17 protein-coding genes are annotated in these 17,679 nt (G+C 60.9%); 6 read left to right on the top strand and 11 right to left on the bottom strand.

Annotated elements, in window-relative coordinates:
* Positions 1–17: 17 nt before the first annotated feature.
* Positions 18–620, bottom strand: a complete 603-nt coding sequence (betI, locus tag BOP93_RS24955) for a transcriptional regulator BetI (protein WP_104504965.1) — start codon at positions 618–620, stop codon at positions 18–20.
* 390 nt (positions 621–1,010) lie between these two features.
* Here betI and BOP93_RS24950 point away from each other — a divergent pair, with 390 nt between their 5' ends.
* Positions 1,011–2,945 (top strand): BCCT family transporter, encoded by a 1,935-nt coding sequence (locus tag BOP93_RS24950; protein WP_237140441.1) that lies wholly within the window; start codon positions 1,011–1,013, stop codon positions 2,943–2,945.
* 134 nt (positions 2,946–3,079) lie between these two features.
* Here BOP93_RS24950 and choV read toward each other — a convergent pair whose 3' ends face one another.
* The 3 genes from choV to BOP93_RS24935 all read right to left on the bottom strand — a co-directional run bounded on the left by choV (position 3,080) and on the right by BOP93_RS24935 (position 6,117).
* On the bottom strand, positions 3,080–4,258 hold the full coding sequence (gene choV, locus BOP93_RS24945) for a choline ABC transporter ATP-binding protein (protein ID WP_104504964.1): 1,179 nt from the start codon (positions 4,256–4,258) through the stop codon (positions 3,080–3,082).
* Positions 4,255–5,100 (bottom strand): choline ABC transporter permease subunit, encoded by an 846-nt coding sequence (gene choW / locus BOP93_RS24940; RefSeq protein WP_003194913.1) that lies wholly within the window; start codon positions 5,098–5,100, stop codon positions 4,255–4,257. The genes choV and choW overlap by 4 nt, the downstream gene beginning before the upstream one ends.
* Before the next feature lie 69 nt (positions 5,101–5,169).
* Positions 5,170–6,117, bottom strand: coding sequence for a choline ABC transporter substrate-binding protein (locus BOP93_RS24935; RefSeq protein WP_104504963.1), 948 nt, complete (start codon positions 6,115–6,117; stop codon positions 5,170–5,172).
* A 416-nt stretch (positions 6,118–6,533) separates the two neighbouring features.
* Here BOP93_RS24935 and BOP93_RS24930 point away from each other — a divergent pair, with 416 nt between their 5' ends.
* The gene (locus BOP93_RS24930) at positions 6,534–7,910 is read left to right on the top strand and encodes an L-serine ammonia-lyase (RefSeq protein WP_065937083.1); all 1,377 of its coding nucleotides are present in this window, start codon (positions 6,534–6,536) and stop codon (positions 7,908–7,910) included.
* Between the two features lie 507 nt (positions 7,911–8,417).
* Positions 8,418–9,521 carry a GlxA family transcriptional regulator gene (locus BOP93_RS24925; RefSeq protein ID WP_065885427.1) on the top strand — a complete coding sequence of 368 codons (1,104 nt, stop codon included), beginning with the start codon at positions 8,418–8,420 and terminating at the stop codon, positions 9,519–9,521.
* 132 nt (positions 9,522–9,653) lie between these two features.
* On the opposite strand, the gene BOP93_RS24920 is transcribed toward BOP93_RS24925, so the two are convergent.
* From BOP93_RS24920 to BOP93_RS24900, 5 genes are all read right to left on the bottom strand, one after another.
* A complete protein-coding gene (locus BOP93_RS24920) occupies positions 9,654–9,917 on the bottom strand; it encodes a hypothetical protein (RefSeq protein ID WP_065892447.1) in 264 nt (87 codons plus the stop codon).
* A 225-nt stretch (positions 9,918–10,142) separates the two neighbouring features.
* Positions 10,143–10,634 (bottom strand): thioesterase family protein, encoded by a 492-nt coding sequence (locus BOP93_RS24915; protein ID WP_065896295.1) that lies wholly within the window; start codon positions 10,632–10,634, stop codon positions 10,143–10,145.
* 114 nt (positions 10,635–10,748) lie between these two features.
* Entirely contained in the window at positions 10,749–11,714 is a 966-nt protein-coding gene (locus BOP93_RS24910) for an L-carnitine dehydrogenase (protein ID WP_104504962.1), read from the bottom strand.
* 124 nt (positions 11,715–11,838) lie between these two features.
* Positions 11,839–12,726 (bottom strand): 3-keto-5-aminohexanoate cleavage protein, encoded by an 888-nt coding sequence (locus BOP93_RS24905; protein WP_104504961.1) that lies wholly within the window; start codon positions 12,724–12,726, stop codon positions 11,839–11,841.
* Between the two features lie 73 nt (positions 12,727–12,799).
* On the bottom strand, positions 12,800–13,744 hold the full coding sequence (locus BOP93_RS24900) for a choline ABC transporter substrate-binding protein (RefSeq protein ID WP_104504960.1): 945 nt from the start codon (positions 13,742–13,744) through the stop codon (positions 12,800–12,802).
* A 193-nt stretch (positions 13,745–13,937) separates the two neighbouring features.
* On the opposite strand from BOP93_RS24900, the gene BOP93_RS24895 reads away from it, so the two are divergent.
* Positions 13,938–14,882: a GlxA family transcriptional regulator gene (locus BOP93_RS24895; protein ID WP_162303225.1), complete on the top strand. Its 945-nt coding sequence runs from the start codon at positions 13,938–13,940 to the stop codon at positions 14,880–14,882.
* A 154-nt stretch (positions 14,883–15,036) separates the two neighbouring features.
* On the opposite strand, the gene BOP93_RS24890 is transcribed toward BOP93_RS24895, so the two are convergent.
* The gene (locus tag BOP93_RS24890) at positions 15,037–15,453 is read right to left on the bottom strand and encodes a DUF3010 family protein (protein ID WP_104504958.1); all 417 of its coding nucleotides are present in this window, start codon (positions 15,451–15,453) and stop codon (positions 15,037–15,039) included.
* Between the two features lie 41 nt (positions 15,454–15,494).
* Positions 15,495–15,896 carry a lysozyme inhibitor LprI family protein gene (locus tag BOP93_RS24885; RefSeq protein ID WP_065885435.1) on the bottom strand — a complete coding sequence of 134 codons (402 nt, stop codon included), beginning with the start codon at positions 15,894–15,896 and terminating at the stop codon, positions 15,495–15,497.
* Between the two features lie 219 nt (positions 15,897–16,115).
* Between BOP93_RS24885 and BOP93_RS24880 the strand changes: the two genes are divergently transcribed.
* Both BOP93_RS24880 and BOP93_RS24875 read left to right on the top strand, forming a co-directional pair.
* The gene (locus BOP93_RS24880; protein ID WP_065885436.1) at positions 16,116–17,093 is read left to right on the top strand and encodes a dipeptidase; all 978 of its coding nucleotides are present in this window, start codon (positions 16,116–16,118) and stop codon (positions 17,091–17,093) included.
* Between the two features lie 52 nt (positions 17,094–17,145).
* On the top strand, positions 17,146–17,676 hold the full coding sequence (locus BOP93_RS24875) for a DUF5943 domain-containing protein (protein WP_008033249.1): 531 nt from the start codon (positions 17,146–17,148) through the stop codon (positions 17,674–17,676).
* Positions 17,677–17,679 lie beyond the last annotated feature (3 nt).

Genomic DNA, 17,679 nt, shown 5'->3' with positions numbered 1-17,679 from the left:
GTTCGGGAGTTGAGCGGTTATGTGCTCTGACTCACCTGCTTGGCCAATTGGAAATCCATGTATTCGTGAGCAATGCGTTGCGCCTGCTCCGTGTCGAAAGCGTCTCCCGACAGGGCACCGCGCAACCATAAACCGTCGATCAGGGCCGCCAGGCCTCGGGCTGCGCTGCGTGCTTCGGGCAACGGCAGCGCACGGCGGAACTGGCAACACAGGTTGGAATACAGACGTTGATCGTTGATCCGCTGCAACCTGTGCAAAGACGGGTGGTGCATGCTGGAGGCCCAGAAGGCCAGCCAGGTTTTCATTGCCGGGCCGTTGACCTGGCTGGCGTCGAAGTTGCCGGCGACGATCACCTGAAGGTGGGCGCGCGGGCTGTCATCCTTCAACGCTTGTCGACGTGTGTGGATGTTTTCCATCAGCACGCTCATCAAGTACTGCATCGTCGCTGCGATCAGGCCGTTCTTGTCCCGAAAGTAGTGACTGATGATACCGTTCGAGACGCCTGCCAAACGGGCGATCAGCGCAATGCTGGCATCTCCCATTCCGACTTGATCGATGGCCGTCATCGTGGCTTCGATCAACTGCTGGCGGCGTATGGGTTGCATACCGACCTTGGGCATGTAGCACCTCTCCTTTGGCCTGCCGACAGGCGATCCACGTCCGTCGGCTTGAAGGCCAGTCTATTTTGTTTTGATTGAACGTTCAATCAACAAAGAATAAGCTCTGCGACAAATGGTCGCTGCCTACAGAAGTTTCCTACCTGAGAGCCGCGACCTCTGACACCTGCTAAAACCCCTGAAACAGGCCGTATCAGGGCTTGGGTACCGCTTCGGCGGGGTCCAGGATTTTCGGGATGTCTTTATAACACCCGTCCGTCGACTGCCGAAAAATCGATGTCCCGGGATAACCGTTGCCTTGTGTTTCTCTCTCGCACTGCCCGGAGCATCTGCGCCATGAGTTCTGCCTCTCTTATAAAAACCCCGCCGGAAAAGGTGCGGGTCAACGGTTGGGTGTTCTACACCTCCACCGCGTTGATTCTGTTGTTGACCGCCATCCTGATCATCGCCCCGCAGGAGGCCGGGCGCATGCTCGGCGTCGCCCAGGCCTGGCTGTCGAAAAGCTTCGGTTGGTACTACATGGTGGTCATCGCCGCCTACCTGGTGTTCGTGGTCGGCCTGGCGTTTTCGTCCTATGGCAAATTGAAACTGGGCAGCAAGGACGACACCCCGGACTTCAGCTACGGCGCCTGGGCCGGCATGCTGTTCTCGTCGGGCATCGGCATTTCGCTGCTGTACTTCGGTGCCTCCGAGCCGCTGGACCACTACTTCAACCCGCCCGAAGGCGCGGCTGCCAGCAATGGCGCGGCACGCCAGGCCTTGCAACTGACCTTCCTGCACTGGGGCCTGCATGGCTGGGCGATCTATGCGCTGGTCGGCCTGGCCGTGGCGTACTTCGCGTATCGCCATAACCAGCCGCTGGCCTTGCGTTCGGCGCTGTACCCGCTGGTGGGCGAGCGCTGGGTAAAAGGCGCGGCCGGCCACGCGGTGGACGGTTTCGGCATGTTCGTGACCTTGCTTGGTCTGGTGACGAACCTGGGGATTGGCGCGATGCAGGTGTCGTCTGGGCTTGAAAACCTGTTCGGCATGGCGCACAGCAACACCAACCTGCTGATCGTGATCATCGTGATGAGCACCGTGGCGACCATCGCTGCGGTGTCGGGTGTGGAGAACGGCATTCGCCGCCTGTCCAACCTCAACATCGTCTTGTTCAGCGGCTTGCTGATCTTCGTGCTGCTGTTCGGCCCCACGCTGCACTTGCTCAACGGCCTGGTGCAGAACACCGGTGACTACCTCAACGGTATCGTGCTGAAAACCTTCGACCTGTATGTGTATGAAGGCGACGGCGCCAAGACCGAACGCTGGATGGGCCTGTGGACCCTGTTCTACTGGGCCTGGTGGATTTCCTGGGCGCCCTTCGTGGGCATGTTCATTGCGCGTATTTCCCGTGGGCGGACCGTGCGTGAACTGGTGGCCGGCGTGCTGCTGATCCCGCTGGGCTTCACCCTGGCGTGGTTGTCGATCTTCGGCAACTCGGCGCTGGACCTGGTGCTGAACCACGGCGCCGTGGAGCTGGGCAAGACCGCGCTGGAACAACCGTCCATGGCGATCTACCAGTTGCTTGAGCATTACCCGGCGTCGAAAGTCGTCATCGGTGTGTCGATCTTCGTCGGCTTCGTGCTGTTCCTGACGCCGGCGGATTCCGGCGCGGTGATGATGGCCAACCTGTCGTGCAAGGGCGGCAACGTGGATGAAGATGCGCCGCACTGGCTGCGCATCTTCTGGTCGGCGGTGATTACCCTGGTGACCATCGGCCTGCTGTTCGCCGGCAACTTCGAAGCCATGCAGACCATGGTGGTGCTGGCGGGGCTGCCGTTCTCGGTGGTGCTGATTCTGTTCATGTTCGGTTTGCACAAGGCCATGCGCCAGGACGTGGCCATCGAACAGGAGCAGGCGCAATTGGCTGAACGCGGGCGTCGCGGCTTCAGCGAGCGCTTGACCGCACTGGACCTGCAACCGAGCCAGGGCACCGTGCAACGCTTTATGGACAAGCACGTCACGCCGGCGCTTGAAGAAGCGGCGACGGCGTTGCGTGAGCAGGGTTTGCACGTGCAGACGCTGCTGGGCAAATCCAAGCGCTGCATCGGTGTGCGGATCGAGATGGAGGAGGGCAACCCGTTTGTCTACGAAGTCAGCCTGGATGCCTACTCGTCGGCGCCGGCTGACTTGCCTGAAGAAGAGCGCACGCGTTATTACCGTGCCGAGGTGTACCTGCACAACGGGCCTCAGGAATACGACCTGATGGGCTTCACCCAGGAGCAGATCACCCGGGATGTGCTCGATCAGTTTGAAAGCCATCGGCAACTCCTTGGCCGGGTCTATAGCTGATAGTTGAAGCCTGATGGTGCCTTAAATGTGGGAGGGGGCTTGCCCCCGATGGCTGTGTATCAGTAACAGGTGTACTGACTGACACACTGCCATCGGGGGCAAGCCCCCTCCCACATTTTGCTTTGCAGTGTTTGCTAGCCCAGGTTCTTGCCCAGCAGGGCATGGTAGAGCTCACTGTCGCCGAGGATGCCCACCACCTTGTTGTTGTCATGCAACACCAGCTTGTTCCCCGTCTGGTAGCGAATCTGCAACGCATCGCGCATGCCGATGTTCGAGTCCACCAGGGTCGGTACGCGGCCCAGCCCTTCCACCGCTTGCCCCGGCGTCCAGTTCTGCAGGTTCATCGCCACGCCATTCTGCCGCGCACCCTGGATGGTGTTGCCTTCGGCCAGGTCCAGCCAGGAGTCGCCGCCCGGGTCCAGGCATACCGAACCGTTCACCCGCGTGCAGTTATCCAGCGTACGCATCAGGCTGCGCCCGCACAGCACGTTCAGCGGGTTGGTGTGGGCGACGAAGGTGCGCACATAGTCGTCCGCCGGGTTCAGCACGATCTCTTCCGGCACGCTGTACTGGATGATCTTGCCGTCTTTCATGATCGCGATGCGGCTGCCCAGCTTGAGGGCCTCGTCGAGGTCGTGGCTGACGAACACGATGGTCTTGCTCAGCTTGCGTTGCAACTCCAGCAGTTCATCCTGCAGGCCTTGGCGAATCAGCGGGTCGAGGGCGGAGAAGGGTTCGTCCATCAGCAGGATATCGGCGTCCATCGCCAGCGCACGGGCCAGGCCGACGCGCTGTTGCATGCCGCCGGACAGTTCGTCCGGCTTCTTGTTGCGCCATTGGCTCAGGCCCACCAGTTCGAGTTTTTCATCGACCAGCGTGCGCCGTTCCTTTTCCGGGCGGCCCTGCATTTCCAGACCGAAGCTGATGTTTTCGCGCACCGTCAGCCAGGGCATCAGGGCGAATTTCTGGAACACCATGGCGATGCGTTTGGTGCGCATCATTTTCAGCTCGGCGGGGGTGCAGGAGGCAATGTCGATCTGGCGACCTTCATGCTCCACAAACAGTTGGCCACGGCTGACCGTATTGAGGCCGTTGATGCAGCGCAGCAGGCTGGACTTACCGGAGCCCGACAGGCCCATCAGCACACAGATCTCGCCTTTCTCGATATCCAGGCTGGCGTTTTCCACGCCGACAATCTGCCCGGTCTTTTTCAGGATTTCGTTACGGCTCATGCCCTGGTCCAGCAGCTTGAGCGCTTCGCGTGGGTCTTTGGAAAAGATCACGTCGACTTTGTCGAATCGGATAATGCTCATGCATCACCCCCTACTTTGGCATCGGGTTGTTTGCAGATACGGTCGAGCATGATGGCCAGCAATACGATTGCCAGCCCGGCCTCGAAGCCCAGGGCGATGTCCGCGGTATTCAGTGCGTTGACCACTGGCTTGCCGAGGCCATCGGCGCCGACCAGCGCCGCGATCACCACCATCGACAACGACAGCATGATGCATTGGGTAATGCCGGCGGCAATGCTCGGCATGGCGTGGGGCAGTTCAATGCGCGAGAGCAACTGGCGGCGCGAGCAGCCGAAGGCCTTGCCGGCGTCCATCAACTCTTGCGGTACATCGCGGATACCCAGGTAGGTCAGGCGGATCGGCGCGGCAATCGCGAACACCACCGTGGAAATCAACCCAGGCACCACACCCAGCCCGAAGAGGGTCAGGGTAGGGATGAGGTAGACGAAGGTCGGCACGGTCTGCATCAGATCGAGCACCGGCCGCATCATGGTGTAGAACATCGGCTTGTGTGCGGCAACAATGCCCAGCGGCACGCCGATGACCACGCAGACCAGGGTGGCGAACAGCACCTGGGCGAGGGTTTCCATGGTTTCCTGCCAGTACCCCAGGTTGAGGATCAGCAGGAAGGAGGCAATGACGAACACCGTCAGGCCCCATTTGCGTTGAATAAAGTGAGCCAGCAGCGCAATCAGACCGATCAATGCCAGCGGATTGAACCAGGTCAGCGCAAACGTCACGCCGTGGATCATCGTTTCCAGTGTCGATGCGATTGCGTCGAAGTAGTTGGCACCGTGTTGGGTCAACCAGTCGACGAAGGCAGCGATGTACTGGCCTAGTGGGATTTTCTGTTCAGTCAGCATGGTAGTGAATGTCCACATGCGAAGGGGAATACATCCCGGGGCAGCGCACCGCCCCGGGGTCAGCGGGGGTTACTTGGCGAGGTAAGCCTTGACGGCGTCGAGTCCTGGTTTGCCATCGACGGTGGTGACACCGGCGAGCCAGGTGTCGAGCACTTGCGGGTTCTTCTGCAGCCAGGCCTTGGCGGCGGCGTCGGCCTTCATCTTGTCGTCCAGGACGTTACCCATCAGGGTGCTTTCCATGTCCAGCGTGAACACCAGGTTTTTCAGCAACTGGCCGACGTTGCTGCATTCCTGGGTGTAGCCCTTGCGGGTGTTGGTGTAGATGGTGGCCTGGCCGTAGTTGGGGCCGAACGAATCGTCACCCCCGGTCAGGTACTTCATCTTGAAGCGGGTGTTCATCGGGTGCGGTTCCCAGCCCAGGAACACGATGGCCTGGTTGCGCTTTGAGGCGCGTTCAACCTGGGAGAGCATCCCGGCTTCACTGGATTCGACCACCTTGAAACCGGCGGTCTTGAGGCCGAAGGCGTCTTTGTCGATCAACGTCTGGATGGTGCGGTTGCCGTCGTTGCCCGGCTCGATGCCGTAGATCTTGCCGCCCAGCTCATCCTTGAATTTGGCGATGTCGGCGAAGTCTTTCAGGCCCTTGTCATACAGCGCCTCGGGCACCGCCAGGGTGTATTTGGCGTTCTCCAGGTTGGCACGTACGGTTTCCACCGTGCCGGCATCGCGGTACTGCTTGATGTCGTTTTCCATGGTCGGCATCCAGTTGCCGAGGAAGATGTCCATGTTCTTGCCGTCGGCCAGGGACTTGTAGGTCACTGGGACCGAAATCATCGTGGTGCGCGGCTTGTAGCCCAGGCCCTTGAGGATTTCGCTGGTGGTCGCGGTGGTGACGGTGATGTCGGTCCAGCCGACATCGGAGAAGTTGACGGTCTTGCACTGTTCCGGTTCTGCGGCGTGCGCCATGACCGGCAGACTCAGCATGGCGGCCAACAACAACGAGGGTGAACCTTTCATCGGGGTAGACTCCTGTGTTTTTTCTGGCGGCATTCGCCGCGCTTTATAAGTGCTGCTATTGGAGTGTGCGTTGGACAGCTCTGGCACGGTGCCTTGCAAACGAGTCGTGACTGATCATGTACCAGTGAAAATCTGACGCCTACAGGGGGCGTCGTATCCAGTACAGGGAGGGTCGCATCCAGTACCGATGACGTCGCTTACAGATTTTTCCAAAGGTAAAACCGCTGTTTTTACCCTTCTGCACCGCAAAAAACGCCCAAAACAGGCCATTACACGCGAGCGACGCTGGTGAGCATGGATGCGTCGGTGTGAGACGCCGTGAGCGGCCACAAAAGCTTGATGATGCGGCCATCTGGGCGATCTGAGCGTAGCACCTCGTTCAAGCCTGGCCGTGCTTATCGAGGAGTTCTACCGCAATGGCTATCAGTGTTTTCGACCTGTTCAAGATCGGCATCGGGCCTTCGAGTTCTCACACCGTCGGCCCCATGCGCGCCGCCGCGCTGTTCGTTCAAGGCTTGCGCGAGCGTGATCTGTTGGACCAGGTTCGGCGCGTCGAGGTGCAACTCTACGGCTCCTTGTCGGCCACCGGTATCGGCCATGGCAGTGACACCGCCACCATCATGGGCCTGATGGGCGAATGGCCGGACGCAATCGACCCGTCGCAGATCGGCGTGCGTATCCACACGCTGCGCGAAACCGACACCTTGTTGCTCGATGGCCGTCTGCCGGTGCCGTTCGTATGGTCACGGGACATGCGCCTGCTCGACGAAAACCTGCCGTTCCATCCCAACGCCATGACCCTGGTGGTGTGGGGGGATGACGGCGAGTTGCACCGCGACACCTACTACTCGGTGGGCGGCGGCTTTGTGGTGGATGAAGCCCAGGCGCAAAGTGGCGTGGCCGATATGGACGGCACCGTACTGCCTTACGATTTCTCCAGCGCGGCCGAGTTGCTGCAGCTGTGCAAGACCCACAACCTGCGGGTCGCCGAACTGATGCTGGCCAACGAGAAAACCTGGCGCTCCGAAGAAGAAATCCGCAGCGGCCTGATGAAACTCTGGCGTGCCATGCAGGATTGCGTGGAGCAGGGCCTCAAGCACGAAGGCATCCTGCCCGGCGGTCTCAACGTGCGCCGTCGCGCTGCCAAGCTGCACCGCAGCCTGCAGGAACTGGGCAAGCCGAATGTGATCGGTTCGACCTTGAGCGCCATGGAGTGGGTCAACCTGTTCGCCCTGGCGGTCAACGAAGAAAACGCCGCCGGTGGGCGCATGGTCACCGCACCCACCAATGGCGCGGCGGGGATTATTCCGGCCGTGCTGCATTACTTTATGAAGTTCAGTGAAGAAGTGACTGAGGCCAACGTGGTCGACTACCTGCTCGGCGCGGCGGCAGTGGGTATTCTGTGCAAGAAGAACGCCTCGATCTCCGGTGCCGAAGTCGGTTGCCAGGGCGAAGTGGGTTCCGCCTGCGCCATGGCCGCAGCGGGCCTGGCCGAAATTCTCGGCGCCACGCCGGAGCAACTGTGCAACGCTGCGGAAATCGGCCTCGAACATAACCTGGGCCTGACCTGCGACCCGGTGGGCGGGCTGGTGCAAGTGCCGTGTATCGAGCGTAATGCGATTGCGGCGGTCAAGGCGATCAATGCGGCGCAGATGGCCTTGCGCGGCGACGGCCAGCACTTTATCTCCCTGGACCGGGTGATCCGCACCATGCGCGATACCGGGGCGGATATGCACGACAAGTACAAAGAAACGTCGCGCGGCGGGTTGGCGGTCAGTGCTGTTGAGTGCTGAGACCGCGTCGCCTGCATCGGGAGCAAGCCCCCTCCCACACTTGACCGCATTCCTACAGGATGTACTCGGTCAAATGTGGGAGGGGGCTTGCTCCCGATAGCGGTGGTCCAGGCGACACTGCTCACAAAGTGAACACCCCAACCAAAACCGCCACCTTTTAGCGCGTCGCAAATAGATAAGTAGCCTGCGAACGATTTACCCCTCCGTTACCCGTCCCCCGTGCTTTGGGTGACAGACTTTTCCTACGTCCGCAAAGCGCCTTCCCACAAGTGCTACCGTTCTGCTCACGGCCCTTGAACACCCATCCTGTGCGTTATATCCCACGTTTAATGCGCGGGCTTATATAGACGCGTCAACAGGTCGTTTTCAGGATTTGTTGAATGGCCATTCAAATTTAGGCATGGCATTTGCTCTATCAATTCAAAGCCTCTGTCCTTGCAAGGGATGAGCGCAATAACAAGAGCCTCGCCTGAGGCCATCACCTGCTTTGTGTGAGGAGATACTGTGATGACGTCGTCCAACTCCGGGGGCCAACCCCAGAACCGTGCGCCTCAATCCATCGGCTTTTTGCTGCTGGACAATTTCACGCTGATTTCCCTGGCGTCGGCCGTGGAACCGCTGCGCATGGCCAACCAGCTGTCCGGTCGCGAGCTGTATCGCTGGACAACCCTGAGTGTCGACGGCAACCAGGTGTGGGCCAGCGACGGCCTGCAGATCACGCCCGATGCCGCGATGCACAAGGCCCCGGTGCTGGACACGGTGATTGTCTGCGGTGGCGTCGGCATCCAGCGCACCGTCACCCGCGAACACGTGTCGTGGCTGCAAAGCCAGGCGCGTCAGTCCCGGCGTCTGGGGGCGGTGTGCACCGGCAGTTGGGCCCTGGCCTGCGCAGGTCTGCTCGATGGTTTTGATTGCAGCGTGCACTGGGAATGCCTGGCGTCGATGCAGGAAGCGTTCCCCCGCGTAGCCATGAGCACCCGCCTGTTCACCCTCGACCGCAACCGCTTCACCAGCTCCGGCGGCACCGCGCCGTTGGACATGATGCTGCACCTGATCAGCCGCGACCACGGCCGTGAACTGTCGGCAGCCATCTCCGAGATGTTTGTGTACGAACGCATCCGTAACGAACAGGATCACCAGCGCGTGCCGCTCAAGCACATGCTCGGCACCAACCAGCCCAAGCTGCAGGAAATCGTTGCGCTGATGGAAGCCAACCTGGAAGAGCCCATCGACCTGGACGAACTGGCGGTGTACGTCGCCGTGTCGCGTCGCCAGCTGGAGCGGCTGTTCCAGAAATACCTGCACTGTTCGCCGTCGCGCTATTACCTCAAGTTGCGCTTGATCCGTGCGCGGCAGTTGCTCAAGCAGACACCGATGTCGATCATCGAAGTGGCGTCGGTGTGCGGGTTTGTGTCCACGCCGCACTTCTCCAAGTGCTACCGCGAATACTTCGGCATTCCGCCGCGGGATGAGCGCGTAGGTTCCAACACCACCCAGCAAGTGGCGATGATGCCGATTCCGCAGGCACTGGTGTTGTCACCGCTGTCGGGGCCGATGTCGGCGTTGAGCCAGGCGCGCAATGAGTCGACGTTCGCCAGCGTAAGGCTCTGACACTGGCCGCTTTAAATTTTGTAGGAGCGAGCTTGCTCGCGAAAAACTCAAGATCGCTGCGGGGTGTCTGATTACCCGCGTTATCGTTGACGATTTTCGCGAGCAAGCTCGCTCCTACAGGGAGAGTGTCTCTCAGGCGCCAGAGTTCTGCTTGAACTGCATCAAAGCCGGCAACAACTGCTTATCGATCGCCTGCCGCACCGCCGGCAGAATCGTCGCCTTGCCGGTGTACATCTGTTCCACCATGCCCTTGAGCGCCTTGGCCCGCGCTTCGCTCAAACCGCGTACCGCACACTCGCATGCCTGCTCGGCCGTGGCACCGCTGGACACTTCAAAACCCAGCGAGCGCAGTTGGCTCAGCAGGTCATCCTGGTCAATCAAATCCGCGTGCATCATGACGTTTATCCTGGTGTAGGGAACGGTGATTGAGCTGGATTCTGGTAGGCCCCCGGCCGGTGGGCAAGCGTAGAATCGAGCAATGCCTCGGATGGCTATGAACAGGTCGTTTTCGGGTTACTCAGGCTTGCAGGTAATAGGCACACTGGCGCCAGGCACGCAGCTTGATGGTTTGGTCACCCTCGGGATGCACGGCTCACACAAGGCACCTCTGCCCCGATCCAGTCACGGCTGGTTCGGGGCTTTTTTTGCCGGCAAACCGATGACCCGGCCGAGCAGGGCGGGCCGTGGCAGCTCGGCCTGTGCAGCGCTGATTGCGGTGAGCTTGTGCAGCGTGGCCTCAGTGAACGGCGTTGCGTGCGGGCCGGCCAGGTCGACATGCAGCAGCATCTGTTCGTTGCCGGCCAGCTCCTTTTCATCACCCAGCAGATGCAGGCTGTGATAGAGGTGCAGGCGCTTGGCATCAAAGGCGATCAGTTGGGTGCGCACCTCGACCTCGGCCCCCAACTTGACTTCGTGCAGGTAGTTCAAATGCAGTTCCAGGGTGAACAGCGAGTGGCCGCTGGCTTCGCGGTTATCGCTGTCCAGGCCCAGGGTGTCCATCAACGCGTCGGTGGCGTAGCTGAAGATCAGCAGGTAGAACGCATCGCGCAGGTGGCCGTTGTAGTCCACCCAGGCGGGCTGAATTCTAGTTGTGTAGGTTTTTAATGCGGACATGGGGCTGTACTCGGTAAAAATGTGGGAGGGGGCTTGCCCCCGATGGCGGTTCGTCAGTGGCAGATGGGCTGGCTGACCCACCGCTATCGGGGGCAAGCCCCCTCCCACATTGTGTTATTCAGCGAAGGTCATGCCGTGTTTGGCTTTAGTAACCTTGACGGCCTCCAGCACCGCCAGCAGGCAATCATCACGATAGCGCTCCAGCGCCGAAATGCTGTGGCTGCCCAGTTGGTCGCTGGTGCCGGCAACCACATCGTCAATCAACGTGTCGGTCAATTCGGGCGCGGGCAGATACGTCCACGGCAACTGCAATGCCGGACCGAACTGCGCCATGAAGTGGCGCATGCCCGCGTCGCCGCCCGCCAGCGTGTAGGTGAGGAAGGTGCCCATGAACGACCAGCGCAGGCCGGCGCCAAAACGAATCGCATCGTCGATTTCACCGGTGGTCGCCACGCCATCGTTGACCAGGTGCAGCGCCTCGCGCCACAGCGCTTCCAGGAGCCGGTCGGCAATAAACCCAGGCACTTCCTTGCGCACGTGCAGGGGGCGCATGCCGAGGGATTCATACACCTTGATGGCGGCCTGGATCGCCTCCGGCGCGGTGCGTTTGCCGCCCACCACTTCCACCAGGGGCAACAGGTACACCGGGTTGAAGGGGTGGCCGACCACGCAGCGTTCGGGGTGGGTCGAATCCTCATAGAATTCGCTCGGCAACAGCCCTGACGTGCTCGAGCCGATCAACGCATCCGGCTTGGCTGCCGCGCTGATCTGGCGGTGTAATTGCAACTTCAGCTCCAAGCGTTCCGGGGCGCTTTCCTGGATGAAGTCGGCGTCTTTGACGCACGCTTCGATGGTGCTGACAAAGCGCAGGCGATCCTGGGAAGCGCCCGGGGCCAAGCCTTGTTTCTCCAACGCGCCCCAGGCATTGGCGACACGTTTGCGCAGCGCCGCCTCGGCACCGGGCGCCGGGTCCCAGGCCACGACATCCAGGCCGTGGGCGAGGGCGCGGGCTACCCAGCCGCTGCCGATAACACCGCTGCCCAGGGCGGCGAAGGTTTTGATTTCTGTGATAAAGCGCATGGGTGCATTCCTAAAGAGTTTGGTGATCCCCTGTGGGAGGGGGCTTGCCCCCGATGGCGGTGCGTCAGTCGATGCATTCGTTACTGATCCACCGCTATCGGGGGCAAGCCCCCTCCCACATTTTTTATCCGCGCTTGGTCAGGCCCATCTTCACGCGGCCTTCCGCCGGAGTCATGACCCGCGCCCCCAGGCGGCTGAGGATTTCACTGGCGCGCTCCACCAGTTGGCCATTGGTGGCGAGCACGCCCTTGTCCAGCCACAGGTTGTCTTCCAGGCCGACCCGCACGTTGCCGCCCAGCAGCACCGCTTGCGCTGCCATCGGCATCTGCATGCGGCCAATGCCGAAGCCGGCCCACACCGCGTCGGCGGGCAGGTTGTCGACCATGGCTTTCATGGTGGTGGTGTCGGCCGGGGCGCCCCACGGGATGCCCAGGCACAGTTGAAACAGTGGGTTGTCGAGCAGGCCTTCCTTGATCATCTGCTTGGCGAACCACAGGTGGCCGGTGTCGAAGATTTCCAGCTCGGCCTTCACGCCCAGCGCTTGAATACGCTTGGCGCCCGCCCGCAGTTGTGCCGGGGTGGACACGTAAATGGTGTCGCCATCGCCGAAGTTCAGGGTGCCGCAGTCCAGGGTGCAGATTTCCGGCAGCAGTTCCTCCACATGTGCCAGGCGCGTCAGCGGGCCGACCAGGTCGGTGTTGGGGCCGAAGTCCATCGGGTTCTCGCCGCCACCGATCTCCAGGTCGCCGCCCATGCCGGCAGTGAGGTTGACGATGATGTCGATGTCGGCTTCACGGATGCGCTCCATCACTTCGCGGTACAGCGCCACGTCGCGGCTGAACTTGCCGGTGTGCGGGTCACGCACATGGCAGTGCACCACGGTGGCGCCGGCCCTGGCGGCTTCCACGGCGGCGGCCGCGATCTGTTTGGGGGTGACCGGTACGTGCGGGCTTCTGGCGCTGGTGTCGCCAGCACCGGTGAGTGCGCAGGTGATGATGACGTCGTGGTTCATGAGGCGGTTCCTTACAGGCGTAGTGGTGCCATTCGCGGCCTCGAATGGCCGCGAAACGGTGGTTCGGAGAAGGTTATTTGCTGGTCAGTTTCAGGTTGGCGGCAGCGGGTTTGCCATCGAACGTGGTCACGCCTTGCAGCCAGCGCGCCTGGTCTTGCGGGTGATCCTTGAGCCACTGCCGGGCCGACTCGATAGGGTCCTTGTGATCCAGCAGGGGCTGCATCATCCGGCTCTCGTCGGCGGCGGTGAAGGTCAGGTTGGTCAGCAGCTTATGCACGTTGGGGCATTGCTCGGCATAGGCCGGCGCAGTGACTGTCCACACGGTGGCCATGCCTTCGTTCGGGCCCAGGGCGTCGTCGCTGCCGGTGAGGTAGGTCATGGCGACGTTGACGTTCATCGGGTGCGGCGCCCAGCCGAAGAACACCACGGCTTGCTTGCGGCGTACTGCACGGTCGACGGCAGAGAGCATGGCTGCTTCACTGGATTCAACCAGCTGGAACTTGCCCAGGCCGAACTGGTTCTTGGCGATCATCGCCTTGATCTGAGTATTGGCGCCCGAACCCGGCTCGATGCCATAGATCTTGCCGCCCAGCTCTTTCTCGAACTTGGCGATATCGGCAAAGGTCTTCAGGCCCTTGTCCGCCAGGTAAGTGGGGACGGCGAGGGTGGCGCGGGCGTCTTCCAGGCTCGGTTTGTCGAGCACCTTGACTTGCCCTGCGTCGACGAATGGCGTGATGGTCTGGGTCATCAGCGGGTTCCAGTAGCCCAGGAACAGGTCCAGGCGCTGGTCGCGGATGCCGGCAAAGATGATTTGCTGGGAGGCGCTGGTCTGTTTGGTTTTATAGCCGAGGCCGTCGAGCAACACCTGGGCCATGGCACTGGTGGCAATCACGTCGGTCCAGTTCACCACGCCCAGGCGTACGTTCTGGCATGAAGCGGCATCCGCTGCCATGACGTGGGTGCTCAAAATAGCGCTGACGCTGAGTGCAAGCACGCTGCGGCTGATCAGTCGGTTCATGGTGGAGCCCTCGGCAGGTCGTTATTGTGGGGTCCGGCGTCTTTGTGCGCCGTGCAGCCAAGTTACGTACCTTCGCCAGCGCCGAAACGCACAGCGGCGACCGGCTCTTGCACTGCAGCGACCTGCACGCTTGAATCCGCCCTTGAACGGGAGTATCACAGTGCCACGCTGGTCGTCCCACGAGAGCGCCATCATGTCCCAGGATTTTTATTTTTTGCTGATGCCGGGGTTCTCGGCCATCGGCTTTATCTCCGCCCTTGAGCCGCTGCGCGTGGCCAATCGCTTTCGTGGCGAGTTGTACCGCTGGCATGTATTGAGCGCCGACGGCGGGGCGGTGCTGGCGAGCAACGGCATGTCGGTCAACGCCGATGCCGCGCTGGAGCCGCTTAAAAAAGGCGCGACCTTATTGGTGGTGGCCGGCTTTGAACCCTTGCAGTTCGCTACGCCTGCCCTGGCGCACTGGTTGCGTCGCCTCGACCACGACGGTGCAACCCTCGGCGCCATCGACACAGGTGCCTGCGTGCTGGCCGAGGCGGGCCTGCTCGACGGCCACCGGCTGACCCTGCACTGGGAAGCGATCGACGCCTTCAAGGAGGCCTATCCGCACCTCAGCGTGACCCAGGAACTGTTCGAGATCGACCGCCGCCGCATCACCTGCGCCGGTGGCACCGCGTCCATCGACCTGATGCTCGACCTGATCGCCCAGGCCCACGGCCCGGACCTGGCAATCCAGGTCTCCGAACAATTCGTGCTCGGCCGCATCCGCCCGCGCAAGGACCACCAGCGCATGCAAATCGCCACCCGCTACGGCATCCATAACAAGAAATTGGTGCAGGTGATCGGCGAAATGGAGCAACACACCGAACCGCCCCTGAGCACCCTGGCCCTGGCCGAGGCGATCAAGGTCACCCGGCGTCAACTGGAGCGGCTGTTTCGCCTGCACCTGAACGACACGCCCAGCAACTTCTACCTGGGCCTGCGCCTGGAAAAAGCCCGGAAACTGCTGCGCCAGAGCGGCATGAGTGTGCTGGAGGTGAGTATTGCGTGCGGGTTTGAGTCGCCGTCTTATTTCACTCGCAGCTATCGCGCAAGGTTTGCGAAATGTCCGAGGGAGGATCGGCGACGGGAGGTGGTTTGATCGTTTTTTAGTCAATTAGGTATAAAAGCGGCCGGCACCGCGGATCAAATGTGGGAGGGGGCTTGCCCCCGATAGCGGTGGGTCAGCAGCACATAAGTGACTGACACACCGCCATCGGGGGCAAGCCCCCTCCCACAGTAGATTGTGGTGTGGCTTATTTTTTCAGCAGCGCCGAACACGCCGCCTTGTAGGCCTCATGCTGATACTTGTTCAGCGTCGCCGGCAATTCAAAGCTGTGCTTCTTGTTCTGCGCATTGATCGTCTGCGGTGACAGCAGCGTCACTTCAACCCCGTCCAGCAACTGAAACACCCCTTCAATCTTGAATGTCGTCGGGCCACCGGCGAATTCGCCTTTCTTGCTGCGTTTCTTGATCGCGATACGGGTGATGGCGTTTGCCTGCACGAATGCCTTCACCTGCGCGGCGAAGGCTTTGACGTTGGCGGCCTCATCATCGTCTTCAAGGGCGATTTTCTTGGTGGCCAGGGCGACGTGGGTCAGCGCCTGGTTGTCCAGTGAAGCGAGGGCGATGATGGCTTCGCTGCCTTTGATTTCGATGCCGCAGAGGGTCATGAGTGGCCTTGGTTCAGATTGAAAGGGGTGGGGATTGTCGCTTATTCCTGCCCAATCGACTCCAAAAACTCCGACCGCTCGTCACTCATCCGCGCCAGGCAATCGTTGTGCGCAATCGCATAGGCCTTGGTCCCGGTGACCGCCGGGAAAGTGTCCACCGCGCAATCGGCGTCGCGCAGTTTTTCCCATTTTTGCTGGGCGTCCTTCAGACGGGCGGTAATGTCCGCCAGTTTGGTCTTGTCGCTGCCATAGGTCGAACCCATGCGTTCGAGCAGGCCCTGATAGTTGTCCTTGAGCAACTGCTCGGCGGTGGTTTTGTTGTAGGTGGCGCATTCCAGGGTTTGCTGGTCGTTTTCGATGCCGTCGCACGGCGTGCTATCGGTGTCTTCGGCCGCGTGGACGCCGGTTGCGATGAGTGCCAAAGCCAGGAAAATCGATTTCATTGCGCCGTCTCATATCAGGTGATGCGGGAATTCTGGCTCAAGCGTAAGACAAAGAACAGCCGCCAGTCAGACCTCTCTTAACAGCCTTTGTCGTGGATTGACGCTTTCGGCAATTCCCCTGTCGTTTTTGCACCCGGCTCCGTCGGTCCCTGGGCATATGCTGGCCCCAAAGCGCCGGCAGACGATTCGGCGCATGAATCGCCAATAAGGGGACGCCTGATGAGCCCAGCCGAGTTGCACGCCGACAGCATCGTTATCGACGGTCTGATTATTGCCAAGTGGAACCGCGACCTGTTCGAAGACATGCGCAAAGGTGGCCTGACCGCCGCCAACTGCACGGTGTCGGTGTGGGAAGGCTTCCAGGCCACGATCAATAACATTGTTGCCAGCCAGACCCTGATCCGCGAGAACAGCGACCTGGTGATCCCGGTGAAAACCACCGCCGATATCCGCAAGGCCAAGGAGCAGGGCAAGACCGGCATCATCTTCGGCTTCCAGAATGCCCACGCGTTTGAAGACCAGCTCGGCTACGTCGAGATCTTCAAGCAGCTCGGCGTCGGGGTGGTGCAGATGTGCTACAACACCCAGAACCTGGTGGGCACCGGCTGCTACGAGCGTGACGGCGGCCTGTCGGGTTTCGGGCGTGAGATTGTCGGCGAGATGAACCGCGTGGGCATCATGTGCGACCTGTCCCACGTCGGTTCCAAGACCAGCGAAGAGGTCATCCTCGAATCGAAAAAGCCGGTGTGCTACTCCCACTGCCTGCCGTCCGGGCTTAAAGAGCACCCGCGCAACAAGTCCGATGAAGAACTCAAGTTCATCGCCGACCACGGTGGTTTTGTCGGCGTGACCATGTTCGCGCCGTTCCTGGCCAAGGGCATCGACTCGACCATCGACGACTACGCCGAAGCCATCGAATACACCATGAACATCGTCGGCGAAGACGCCATCGGTATCGGCACCGACTTCACCCAGGGCCATGGCCAGGATTTCTTTGAAATGCTGACCCATGACAAGGGCTATGCCCGTCGCCTGACCAGCTTCGGCAAGATCATCAACCCGCTGGGCATCCGCACCGTGGGCGAGTTCCCCAACCTGACCGAGACCCTGCTCAAGCGCGGCCACCCCGAACGCGTGGTACGCAAGATCATGGGCGAGAACTGGGTCAACGTCTTGAAGGACGTCTGGGGCGAATAAGCCAGACACCTATCGGCAACACCACCACGAATTTTTCTGGAGTTAAGTTTCCATGGCCAAGATCGCCCCGCAATTGCCTATCGAAGTCGACAGCGAAACCGGTGTCTGGACCTCCGACGCCCTGCCCATGCTGTACGTGCCGCGCCATTTCTTCGTCAACAACCATATGGGTATCGAAGAAGTGCTGGGCGCCGACGCCTACGCCGAAATCCTCTACAAGGCCGGCTACAAATCCGCCTGGCACTGGTGTGAAAAAGAAGCCGAATGCCACGGCCTGGAAGGCGTCGCGGTGTTCGAGCATTACATGAAGCGCCTGTCGCAACGCGGCTGGGGCCTGTTCAAGATCCAGGACATCGACCTGGACAAAGGCACCGCCAGCGTCAAGCTTGAGCACTCGGCGTTCGTCTACGTGTACGGCAAGGTCGGGCGCAAAGTGGACTACATGTTCACCGGCTGGTTTGCCGGCGCCATGGACCAGATCCTGCAAGCGCGCGGCAGCAAAATCCGCACTGTGGCCGAACAAGTCTACGGAGGCTCCGAAGAGGGCCACGATGATGGCCTGTTCACCGTAAAACCGTTGTAAGCC

Source organism: Pseudomonas orientalis (assembly GCF_002934065.1).
In the GTDB taxonomy this organism is placed as follows: domain Bacteria; phylum Pseudomonadota; class Gammaproteobacteria; order Pseudomonadales; family Pseudomonadaceae; genus Aquipseudomonas; species Aquipseudomonas orientalis_A.
This window is presented reverse-complemented; position numbering and strand designations above follow the sequence as displayed.